This is a genomic window from Mesorhizobium ciceri biovar biserrulae, assembly GCF_001618845.1.
Classification (GTDB): Bacteria; Pseudomonadota; Alphaproteobacteria; order Rhizobiales; family Rhizobiaceae; genus Mesorhizobium; species Mesorhizobium ciceri.
Window position 1 is genome coordinate 1,733,597 of the sequence record NZ_CP015064.1, and the last position, 11,611, is coordinate 1,745,207.

At 63.6% G+C, this 11,611-nt stretch carries 9 protein-coding genes; 2 read left to right on the forward strand and 7 right to left on the reverse strand.

Annotated features, from left to right (window positions below; all coding sequences use genetic code 11):
• Positions 1-9: 9 nt before the first annotated feature.
• Positions 10-3,186: an efflux RND transporter permease subunit gene (locus A4R29_RS07665; protein ID WP_063173617.1), complete on the reverse strand. Its 3,177-nt coding sequence runs from the start codon at positions 3,184-3,186 to the stop codon at positions 10-12.
• Complete coding sequence (locus A4R29_RS07670) at positions 3,180-3,434, reverse strand: hypothetical protein (protein WP_024502614.1); 255 nt, start codon at positions 3,432-3,434, stop codon at positions 3,180-3,182. The genes A4R29_RS07665 and A4R29_RS07670 overlap by 7 nt, the downstream gene beginning before the upstream one ends.
• A 241-nt stretch (positions 3,435-3,675) precedes the next feature.
• Between A4R29_RS07670 and A4R29_RS07675 the strand changes: the two genes are divergently transcribed.
• Complete coding sequence (locus A4R29_RS07675; protein ID WP_013532873.1) at positions 3,676-4,266, forward strand: TetR/AcrR family transcriptional regulator; 591 nt, start codon at positions 3,676-3,678, stop codon at positions 4,264-4,266.
• A 330-nt stretch (positions 4,267-4,596) separates the two neighbouring features.
• Here A4R29_RS07675 and A4R29_RS07680 read toward each other — a convergent pair whose 3' ends face one another.
• The 5 genes from A4R29_RS07680 to A4R29_RS07700 all read right to left on the reverse strand — a co-directional run bounded on the left by A4R29_RS07680 (position 4,597) and on the right by A4R29_RS07700 (position 10,087).
• Positions 4,597-5,619: a LacI family DNA-binding transcriptional regulator gene (locus tag A4R29_RS07680; protein WP_063171627.1), complete on the reverse strand. Its 1,023-nt coding sequence runs from the start codon at positions 5,617-5,619 to the stop codon at positions 4,597-4,599.
• 135 nt (positions 5,620-5,754) lie between these two features.
• A complete protein-coding gene (locus A4R29_RS07685; RefSeq protein WP_013532870.1) occupies positions 5,755-6,546 on the reverse strand; it encodes an ATP-binding cassette domain-containing protein in 792 nt (263 codons plus the stop codon).
• 3 nt (positions 6,547-6,549) lie between these two features.
• Complete coding sequence (locus tag A4R29_RS07690) at positions 6,550-7,536, reverse strand: ABC transporter permease (RefSeq protein ID WP_013532869.1); 987 nt, start codon at positions 7,534-7,536, stop codon at positions 6,550-6,552.
• A 114-nt stretch (positions 7,537-7,650) separates the two neighbouring features.
• Positions 7,651-8,586: a substrate-binding domain-containing protein gene (locus A4R29_RS07695; RefSeq protein ID WP_013532868.1), complete on the reverse strand. Its 936-nt coding sequence runs from the start codon at positions 8,584-8,586 to the stop codon at positions 7,651-7,653.
• 343 nt (positions 8,587-8,929) lie between these two features.
• Positions 8,930-10,087, reverse strand: a complete 1,158-nt coding sequence (locus A4R29_RS07700; RefSeq protein ID WP_063171628.1) for a fumarylacetoacetate hydrolase family protein — start codon at positions 10,085-10,087, stop codon at positions 8,930-8,932.
• A 237-nt stretch (positions 10,088-10,324) separates the two neighbouring features.
• Between A4R29_RS07700 and A4R29_RS07705 the strand changes: the two genes are divergently transcribed.
• Positions 10,325-11,605 (forward strand): NAD(P)/FAD-dependent oxidoreductase, encoded by a 1,281-nt coding sequence (locus A4R29_RS07705; protein WP_063171629.1) that lies wholly within the window; start codon positions 10,325-10,327, stop codon positions 11,603-11,605.
• Positions 11,606-11,611 lie beyond the last annotated feature (6 nt).

Consider the following 11,611-nt stretch of genomic DNA (forward strand, 5'->3'; position numbering starts at 1 on the left):
TCTCCAATCTTATTCGGCCGCTTCCGCCAGGGGCGGTAAAGCGTGCTCAGCAGTTGGTTCATTGTCTTGAGAGGCGGGCTCGTCTTTGCCGCGGCGTTCGCGCAGCTGTTCGATGACCGCGTAGAACACCGGCACGAACACCAGCGACAGGATGGTCGCCGCGACCATGCCGCCGAACACGGTGGTGCCGATCGACTGCCGGCTTGCCGCACCGGCGCCGGTCGCAAACATCAGCGGCAGCACGCCGAGGATGAAGGCGAAGGCCGTCATCAGGATCGGCCGCAGCCTGAGCCGTGCCGCCTCCATCGCCGCGTCGACGATGCTGAGGCCTTCCTCGCGCCGTCGCCTTGCGAATTCGACGATCAGGATCGCGTTCTTGGCCGCCAGGCCGATCAGCATGACGAAGCCGATCTGCGAGTAGACGTCGATCTGCATGCCACGCAGCAACAACGCTGCGAAGGCGCCGAACAGGGCCAGTGGCACCGCCAACAGCACCATGAACGGCATCGCCCAGCTCTCATACTGCATCGCCAGGATCAGGAAGACGAAGACAATGGCGAGGCCGAAGACGACGGACGCGATCGATCCTGCCTTGAGCTCCTGGAAGGTGATGCCGGTCCATTCGAAACCGAAATCCCTTGGCAGCGCGGTTGCAGCGGCCCGTTCCATGGCGGCAACCGCCTGGCCGGAGGAAAAGCCCGGTGCGGCGCCGCCATTGATCGAGGCCGAGGCATTGTTGTTGTAGTGCGGCACGGTCTCCGGGCCGACGAAGGGCACGAGTTTGCCCAGCGTCGAGAGCGGCACCATGCCGCCGGAGGCATTGCGCACATAGAGCCGCGAAATGTCGGCGGCACCCGCACGTGCATCCTTGTCGGCCTGGATGGTCACCCGGAAGGTGCGGCCAAACAGGTTGAAGTCGTTGACGTAGAGCGAGCCGAGATAGATCTGCAGCGTGTTGAAGACATCGGGCAGGTTGAGGCCGAGCAGTTTGGCCTTGCTGCGGTCGAGGTCGTAGTTGAACTGCGGCGTCGAGGTCGAGAACGGCGAGAACAGCTGCTGCGGGTTGATTTCCGGCTGCTTGCGCGCCTCGGCGATCACGGCTTGCGTCGCATCGTTGAGGGCTGAACTGCCGCGGCCGGTCAGATCCTCGACGACGAACTCGAAGCCGCCCGTCGTGCCGATACCGGGGATCGACGGCGGATCGAAGCTCAGCGCAAAGGCCTCCGGGATCTGCATCAGCTTGCCGCGCACATCGGCGACGAGCTTCGACGCGCTCTGGTCGGGGCCCCGCTCCTCCCATGGCTTCAGGATGGCGAATTCGACCGCCGAATTCGATTGCGCGGCACTGGTCAGGAAGTTCAGGCCGCTGATCGAGCCGACGATGTCGACGCCGGGCGTCGCCTGCAGGATGTCACGCGCCTTCTGCGCCACCGCGTCGGTGCGTTCCAGCGACGCGCCGTCGGGCAACTGGATGACGACGAAGAAATAGCCCTGGTCCTCGACCGGAAGGAAGGTCGAGGGCAGCCGCTGCCAGACGAAGTAGGTGGCGACCAGCCCAGCCGCGAACAGGCCGAGCATGATCCAGCGCAAGCGGATGAGGATGCGCACACCATTGGCATAGGCGCGCGACAGCCTGTCGAAGCCGGTGTTGAACCAGCGGAACGGGGCGAACTGCGTTTCGCCGCGATGCCGCAGGAAGGCGGCACTGAGCGCGGGGCTCAGCGTCAGCGAGTTGAAGGCGGAGATGCCGACGGAGATCGCCACCGTCAGTGCGAACTGGTTGTAGAGCTTGCCGGAGACGCCGGGAATGAAGGCGACCGGCACGAACACCGCCATCAGCACCGCGGTGGTGGCGATGATCGGGCCGGTGACCTCGGACATTGCGGCCTTGGTCGCCGCAAGCGGTTTGAGCCCGGCCTCCAGCTGTCGTTCGACATTCTCGACCACGACGATGGCGTCGTCGACGACGAGGCCGATCGCCAGCACCATGCCGAGCAGGGACAGCATGTTGAGCGAGAAGCCGAACATCTCCATGACGACCAGCGTCGCCACCAGCGACACCGGAATGGCGATGGTCGGGATGATCGTCGTGCGCCAGCTTTGCAGGAAGAGGAACACCACGGCGACGACCAGTACCAGCGCTTCGCCGAGCGTGATCAGCACGTCATGCATCGACGCCGAGACGAAGCGGGTGGTGTCGTAGTGCATCGCATAGGACACGCCCTTCGGGAAACGGCCCGACAGCTCCTGCATCTTGTCCTTGACGCGCTGCTGCAGATCGAGCGCGTTGGAGCCGGGCATCTGGTAAACGGCAAGCACCACGGTCGGGTCTTTACCGAAGAAGGCAGACGACGAATATTGCAGCGCGCCGAGTTCGATGCGGGCGACGTCGCGCAGCCTGACCAGCGAGCCGGTATCGGTGTTGGCGCGCACGACGATGTCGCCGAATTCCTTGGGATCGCTCAAGCGGCCGACGGCGTTGACCTGCATTTCGAAGGCGGTGCCCGCGGGTGCCGGCGACTGGCCGATCTTGCCGGCCGCCACCTGGACGTTCTGCTCGGCGATGGCGTTTTGCACATCGACGGCGGTGATGCCGAGATTGGCGAGCTTGTCGGGATCGAGCCAGACGCGCATCGAATAGCGCCGCTCGCCGAAGATCTGCACGTCGCCGACGCCGGGCAGCCGCTTCAGCGGGTCGACCACCTGCAGATAGGCAAGGTTGCTCAGCGCCACCGGATCGACCGAACTGTCGGGCGAAGTCAGGTTGACGATGAGGACGAAGTTCGGATTCTGCTTCTTGATCGTCACGCCGCCCTGGTTGACGATCGCCGGCAGCGACGAGGCGGCCTGCGAGACGCGGTTCTGCACGTCGACGGCGGCGGTGCTCAGCGAATAGCCGACATCGAAGGTGATGGTGATGGTCGAGGAGCCGTCATTGGAACTCGTCGACGACATGTAGGTCATGCCCTGCACGCCGTTGATCTGCTGCTCCAGCGGCGTCGTCACCGTGTCGGCCACCACTTGTGCGCTGGCGCCCGGATAATGGGCGCTGACCACGACCTGCGGCGGCGTGATGTCGGGAAACTGCGAGACGGGCAGCAGGAAATAACAAATCGACCCGGCGAGCACCATGATGATGGCGATCGCCGAGGCGAAGATCGGACGGTGAATGAAAAAGTTTACCACGACACGCACGCCTCTCCGGCTGCTGTTGCCCGCCCGAAGGCGCTGGCAACCCTGGACAGCCTTTGGCCGCGCTTGTCACCGAGGCCGTCCCGCGAACGCAGCAACGGCACCTCGCCACGCTGCGTATCGGCGAGCGAGCGCAACATCGTCTCGAAGGCGCGCGGGTCGACGCCATCGGCTTTCATGACCAGCCGGATCATCGGATCCCGGACGGCTTCATCTATGGTAAGATCGCGGCGCTGTGGCATGGCCGGCTCCTTGTCTGTCGATTCGCAGCCCGTGCTCGCGAACCGTTTTCATCTCTTCACCGGCCGAGGCCGCATGATTGGCAGTTTCTCGCCCCTCTCGTCTGGCAGGGCCGTTCACGGCCTTGTTATTGACGGTGGACGATATAGGTGTTACCAGTAAGTAACATTCTGGAAGTTACAGACCGGTAACACCCTAGTCAAGAGGTGGCCGAGGGTTTTTTGGAAACGAAAGGAGATCATGATGGCAGACGGCATCGTGGAGCGCTCTCGTCCCCGGGATCGGATCCTGGAGACGGCACGCGACATGTTCCACAAGCATGGCATCAAGGGCGTCGGCGTCGACGCCATCACCGAAGCTGCCGGCACGAACAAGATGACGCTCTATCGTCACTTCGAATCCAAGGACGAACTGATCGTCGAATGCCTGCGCGCCAATGCGGCCAAGGCCGGCGCTATGTGGGAAGCATTCGAGGCCGAATTCCCTGGTGACAAGCTTGCCCAGCTGCATGCCTGGGTTCGCAAGGCGGCTGCCATGCTCAATGCGGACGGCCGCGGCTGCGACATGGCCAACGCCGCCGCTGAGCTGACCGAGCCGGACCATCCGGCCAGGCTGGTGATCAAGGAGCTCAAGGAAGCCCAGCGCGCGCGCCTTGTGACGCTATGTCGGGATGCCGGCATTGGTCAGGCCGAACTGCTCGCCGATACGCTGTCGCTGCTGTTCGAGGGCGCGCGTGTCAGCGTGCAGACCGTGGGTACCGAAGGTCCGAGCACCCAGTTCGTGCGCATGGCCGAAGGGCTGATCGTTTCGTTCCGGGGCGCTGCCGCCGGTTGAGCTTCGCCACGATTGTTGGCGGGTTACGGCTCTATGACGGAGGGCCGCGTACGCCTTTGACCCAGGCGGTATGGAAACTCCGGCGGCCAAACGAAAAAAGCCCGCTGCCGGGAGGAGGTGGCAGCGGGCTCGATTTTCGAATGTGGCGCGGGAGGAGGTGCACCCCATTCAGCGTCGGCATCGCATCTGGGAGGAGTAGATGGCCGACAACCAGAACCTACGAGTTGCCCAACGATTCGGCAACAAAGAAACTTGCATAGCTGCTGTGCAGATTTGCCGTGCCAATTATCATACAAATCCGGCAACAGGCATTTTTGCAGGCCGCCTGCTTCACTGCACCGGCACGTTTTCCCTGAAGATCAAGTGCGGTTCGATGAACTTGCGCGTCAGATAGGGTGCGGAGGAGGCAATCGAGCCGAGCAGGCGAATGACCGACTGCTCGGCGATCAGCCGCGCATTCTGGTCGATGACGACATCGGCGAGATCGTCGACGAGATGACCGCGCGTGTCCTTGGTCAGGTCGTGGCAGATGAACACCGGCTTGCGGTTCGGCCTGGCCTCGCGGATCGCCTTTGCAACGCCCGAATGTCCAGCTCCGACGCAATAGATGCCGAGCAACTCCGGCTCGTCGTGCAGTGCCTTCATGGTCTCGGTGTAGCTGGCATCGGGCTCGTCGTTGATCTCGACGGCGCTGCTGACGGTCAGATTGGGAAACTCCTCATTGAGCACCGAGCGGAAACCCATCTCGCGTTCCTCGTGGCCGCGATAGGAACGTGAGCCGACGACCATCGCCAGATGGCCGGTGCGGCCGCCAAGGAAGCGTCCCATCAGCAGCGCCGCCGTTCGTCCCGCCACCCGGTTGTCGATGCCGACATAGGCCGCGCGCGGTGCCGTCGGAACATCGGACACCAGCGTCACCAGACGCATGCCGGCTTCGACGATGTCGCGGAGGATGTTGCGCGTACGCGGATGATCGACAGCGATCACGCCGACGCCATTGGCCCTGAGCGACAGGTTTTCGACAGCGCTCTGCAGCGCGTTCGGCGAGATACCGGCGAGATTGTGGATCCGGCACGAGGCGACAAGCGGCAGACGCGCGGCGTAGTCCTCGATATGCCCGGCGAGATCGCGCATGAAGGCATTGCTGCCGATCGGCAGCAGGAATTCGAGGTGGGCGGGCCGCGAGGGCAGCGTCACCTGATCGGCGACCGGCAGGTAGCCGAGTTGCTTGGCCGCCTCCATGACGCGCTGGCGGTTGGCCGCACTCGCACCCGGCCGGTTGTTCAGCACCCTGTCGACCGTTGCGGTCGATAGCCCGCAATTGCGGGCGATATCCGAGACGGTGGCTTTCATGCCGCTACCCACAGCCCGCAATTGCGGCGATATCCGAAACGGTGGCTTTCATGCCGCTACCTATGCGCCCTGCGATGCCGCGCCAGACAAGCGATGCGATCTGAGGCAGCGGTGATTGCCGCCATCACCCGACAGTCAGTGCGACGGCTTGCCATCGGTGATGGCATCGCGGATTTCCTTGTCCGACATGCCGGTGATGATCCGCTCTACCTCCGCCACGCTGGTCGTCTTCGGGTCGATGTCGTCGGCGACCACCTTGCCCCGGCGCATGACGACGATGCGGTCGACCACCTGGAAGACATGGTGGATGTTGTGGGCGATGAAAATGCAGGAGTGACCGGAATCGCGGGCGCTGCGCACGAAACTCAGCACGCCCTGTGTTTCGGCGACGCCCAGATTGTTGGTGGGCTCGTCGAGGATGATCAGGTCGCTGTCGAAATGCATGGCGCGCGCGATCGCCACCGCCTGACGCTCGCCGCCGGAGAGCGAACCGATCGGCGTCGTCGGCGGGATGTTCTTCGAGATGCCGACCTGCTTGAGCAAATCGCGGGCAACCGTGTTCATCGCCTCCTGGTCCATCCGGTTGAGGAAGCGCGGCGGCTTGATCGGCTCGCGCCCGAGGAACAGATTGCGGGCGATCGACAGTTGCGTGACCAGTGCGGAGTCCTGGTAGATCGTCTCGATGCCGTGGGCGATGGCGTCGCTGGTGCTGCGCAGGCTCACCTTCTTGCCACGGATGAAGATATCGCCGCTGGTCAGCGGAACGGCACCCGAAAGCACCTTGATCAGCGTCGACTTGCCGGCGCCATTGTCGCCGAGCAAGCCGACGATCTCCCGTTCATTGACATGGAAATTGGCATCCTCCAGCGCCTGCACGCGGCCGTAGGACTTGCGGATGTTCGTCATGCGGATCAGTGGCTCGGCCATGGTTCAAGTCCCCGCCTGATGCCGGCGTTCCAGCCATGAATGCAGTGCCATCATGCCGAGGATGATGGCACCGATGAAGATGTTATAGGCAAGACCAGGCACGCCGATCAGCACGATGCCGTTGCGCATCACGCGCAGGATCAGGATGCCGAGCACGGTGCCGATGATCGTGCCGCGCCCGCCGGTAAGTGCGGTACCGCCGATCACCACCATGGCGATGACTTCCAACTCATAGCCGGTACCGCTGTTGGGGTTGGCGGCGGACGTGCGCAACGAAGAGATGACGCCGGCAAGCGAGGCCATGACCGACGACAGCACGAACAGGCCGATCTTGACCCCGCTGACATTGACGCCGCGCGCCCGCGCCGCGCTCGGGTTGCCGCCGGCCGCCTGGATCCAGTTGCCGGTGCGGCTTTGCGTCAGCACATAGCCGAGCGCGATCGCCGCGGCGATGAACCAGAACAGTGACATGTAGATGCGGAACGGGCCGATGAAGAAGTCGCCGACCAGCGCTTCCGCCAGCCAGCTGCCCTCCGCACTCCAGGTGCGCTGGGGAAAACCGTCGGTGACGAAAAGGGCGGTGCCGCGCACCACCAGCAGCATGCCGAGCGTCACCAGGAAGGATGGGATCTTGAGCTGCGTCACGAACCAGCCATTGACCAGCCCGATGAAGGCGGCGACCAGCAGCGCGGCGACAAAGCCGGCTTCGAGCGAGGTCAGGCCGCTGTTGAACAGGGTCCACATCAAGACCGGCGAGAAGCCGAACAGGGAGCCGACCGAGAGGTCGAACTCGCCGGACGTCATCAACAGCGTCATCGCCAGCGCGATCAGGCCGAGCTCGACCGTGAAAGCCAGCGTGTTGGAGATGTTCTGCGGCGACAGGAAGTCGTGGTTGAAACTCCAGAAAACGGCGATCTCGACGACGAGCAGCACGAAAGGGCCGAATTCCGGCCGTGCGATCAGGCGTGGGACGAGCGAATGATTTTCCACAGGCAATCCGCGACATGAGTGGAAGGCTGAGCGTTGCACATCGCGTGCGAAGGGCTCGGCGAAATGGAGAGCCAGTCGCGACCGTTGGGCGGCCGCGACTGTTGAGATTGGATGTTACTTGCCGGACAGGATGTCGTCGTAGATCTGCGCGGTGTCTTTTTCATAGAGCGCGCCGGTGATGACGTTGAAGCCCGGAGGAATGCCGCCGGCGGCCATATTGGCCAGCGAAAGCGCGACATAGCTGGTCGCCTGCGGGTCCTGCCACTGGCCGGCATTGACATAGCCGTTCAGCACTTCCTGGGTGGTGTCGAGCGAATTGCCCCAGCCGACGACCGGGATTTCGCCCGGCTTGATGCCGACCTGGTCGAACACCCGCTTGATCGAGCCGGTGACAAGGTCGCCTAGGCCGATGATCGCCTTGACCTTGGCCTTGTTCGCCGTGAGGTAGTCGACCATGCGGTTGATCACTTCAGCCTGATCAAGCGTCGCTTCCGTGATTTCATAGGTGATGCCGAGCGGCTCGAAGACGCTCTTGATGCCTTCCTCTTCCTGCACGCCATAGGTGGCGCCGGGGATTTCGACCGGCATCCAGACGAAGTCGCCCTTCTTCACCAGGCCTTTGTCGACCAGATACTGTGCCCAATGCTTGCCGAAGGTGACATTGTCGCCGCCGACATAGGCGTTGAAATCGGCTTTCGGATCAGGCGTGTTGAAATTGATGATCGGCACTTTCGCCGCACGCGCTTCCTTGACGATCTCGATCAGGCTGCCCGGATCGGGGCTCGTGGTGACGATGCCATCGGCCTTGGCGGAGAGGGCGGCGCGAACCGCTTCCTGCTGCGAGGCGACATCGCCGTTGTGGAACGAGGTGTTGACCGTGTTGCCGGTGTCCTTGGCCCACTGCTTGGCGCCGGCCAGGAAGTAGGTCCAGACCGGATCGGCCGGACCGCCATGCGAAATCCAGTAGAACGTCTTGGCCTGTGCCGCTGCTGGTACCACCATCAGCGCCACCAACAGGCCGTATAGAACGAGTCTTAGCCGTGTCAGCATTTGATTTCCTCCCGTTTGTAGATCGTCAGTTCAAAATCCGTCCCTTGTTCTGCGTCTTTTGCCAGTGCCGATTGAATGCGTCAGAGCATCCCCTTTTTCGACGGATGGCAAGCCTCCATCTGCCAGGCCTCCATTTGCAGGTGTAGTGGGCGCCTGACGGGGCGTCATCAGCCGTCCCATCAGATTGCATCAGTTGAGGTGATTTTCCGACTGTCGGATAATTGGCGTGATTGTTTCGGGTCGCGCAAACGCGGCCCGCGCCGACAAGGGCACGCCGACGACCATCCCAGGCCCACGGGACCAGGTCCGCAGCGCCCTGGCAGGGCGCCGACGATACCGGTTGCTAGATCAGATCGGCTCTGGCCAGCTCCCGCATCAGATGGCTGGCGCCGTAGGTCCAGTGCGGGCAGTCTGGCGACAGCTGCACGCGGTTGACCAGCGCTCCGAATTTTTCCGACGAGATGGTGACGATGTCGCCGACCTTGTGGGTAAAACCCTTGCCCTTCTCGCCGCGATCCTTGGACGGAACGAACATGGTGCCGAGATAGAGCGCCAGCCCGTCCGGATACTGGTGGTGCAGCCCCATGGCCGCGGCGACCAGTTCCTCCGGCGAGCGGCTGATCTCGGCCATCGAGCTTGCGCCCTCCAGCGAGAACCCGTCCTCGCCCTCGACTTTCAGGCGCACGACGGCGCGCTTGACGTCATCGATGGAGAATTTGTCGTCGAACAGGCGGATGAAGGGGCCGAGTGAGGCCGAGGCATTGTTATCCTTGGCCTTGCCGAGCAGCAGCGCCGAACGCCCTTCGACGTCGCGCAGATTGACGTCGTTGCCGATGGTGGCGCCGACGATCCTGCCGCTGGAGGCGGCGATCATGGCGATCTCGGGTTCCGGATTGTTCCAGGTCGACACCGGGTGCAGCCCGACATCGGCGCCGAAGCCCACCGAGGCCATCGGCTGGCACTTGGTGAAGATCTCGGCATCGGGGCCGATGCCCACTTCCAGATATTGCGACCAGGCGCCGCGCGAAATCAGCTTGGCCTTGATCTCCATCGCTTCGGGCGAACCGGGCTTCAGCTTCGACAGGTCGTGGCCGATCAGTCCGGCAATGTCGGCGCGGATGGCGTCGGCTTTTTCAGCCGAACCACGCGCCTGTTCCTCGATCACCCGTTCCAGCAGGCTGACGACGAAGGTGACGCCCGATGCCTTGACCGCCTGCAGGTCGACCGGGGAGAGCAGGTAGGGTTTTGCTGGATCGCGCCCGGTTTCAAAACTGTTGGCGGCGATGTCATCGAGCGAACCGATCGGTCTGCCTTCGGCCGAGCGGACATGCCCAGCCGGGTCGGCCATCTCGCAAAGGTCGCGCATGGTCGGTGCCGTACGCGAGGTGATGTCGAAGACCGTGCCATCGCGAACCGTGACGACCAGCGGGTATGCAGCACCGCTGCTTCTGGCGCGTCCGACAAAAAGGCCCTCGCTGGGCAGGTGGGTCGGGTTCGTCATGGCGCTCTGTCCTCTTAGTGATCGGCAATGTGGTGAAGTGATCGACAATGTGGGCTAGCCGGATCGGCGTGGCACTTTCACCGGATTCCCGTCAAAGGTCTATCCCGTCGCAGGCGATCGGAACTCTGGGTCTCCGGTCGTCTCGGCGGCAGTCCACAGGCGAAAGCCATGGTGCTCTTTCAAAATTGTGAAATTCTGACTAGGATTTTCACCAATCGCAGCGCATTCAGGTGACCCTTGGCGACAGCATTCTCCGATCCCATCTGGCGCAGGCCGCAGGCAGCTTCCACGTTTCAATCGCTTCCGAATGGCGAACGGGTCGATCTCGCCATCGTTGGCGGTGGCATCATGGGCTTGTCGACTGCCTTGCATGCCGCCCGGCTTGGCCTGTCGGTGCAGGTGCTGGACGCCGGCGAGATCGGCCAGGGCGCATCAGGCTTGAATGGCGGCCAGGTCATTCCCGGCCTGAAATACGATCCGGAATGGTTGCTGGAGCATTTTGGCCCGGAGCGCGGCGAGGCGCTTGTCAATTTCGCGGCGTCGACCGCCGACGCGGTGTTCGAGCTGATCCGCGACGAGAATCTGGCGGTGCCGTTCGTTCGAAGTGGCTGGATCCAGGCGGCGCACACCGAGGCCGCGCTGAAGGCGGCGACGAACCGCGACCGGCAATGGCACGCGCGCGGTGCCGACGTCCGGTTGCTGAACGCAGAGGAGACCGCAGCCAGGACCGGCGCACAGGGTTATCTCGGCGGCTGGCTCGACCGCCGCGCCGGTGTGATCGATCCGCTCGCCTACACGTCTGAACTTGCCCGGGTCGGGACCGCGACTGGCGTGAGGATAGCAGAGCGCCAAAGGGTCGTGCGGCTCGCCAATGCCGCCGGTGTTTGGCGTGTTTCGACCGAAAATGGCCTGGAATTGCAGGCAAAGGCGGTCGTGCTGGCGACAAACGCCTATACGGACGGTCTGATCCCCGGTCTCGCCCAGACGATCGTGCCGCTGCATTCTTTCCAGATCGCCACAGCGCCGCTGCCGTCCAACCTGGCGGCCACGATCCTGCCGGAAGGGCAGGCGGTGTCGGACTCCAGGCGCATCCTCGTCTACTACCGCAAGAGCGCCGACGGCCGGCTGGTGCTTGGCGGACGGGGCCGCATGGCGCTGCCGACGAGCGCCGGCGACTGGGCGCATCTCGAGCACGCGCTGGTACGGCTCTATCCCTCGCTGTCCGGCGTTCCCATCGAGAAGCGCTGGTTCGGCCGGGTTGCGATGACGCCGGACCACCTGCCGCACATCCACGAGCCGGAGAAAGGCCTGCTCGCCGTGGTCGGCTGCCAGGGTCGTGGTGTCGGCCTGATGACTGCGCTTGGCGAGCGCATCGCCGGCTACCTCCAAAGTGGCGACGCCAGGCAATTGCCTTTCCCGGTCTCGCCGATCCGGCCGATCCCGTTTCACGCCTTCCGCCAGGTCGGCGTCGCCGCGACCATCGCCTGGTATCGCCTGCTCGATGCGTTGGAGCGCTGACCAGGG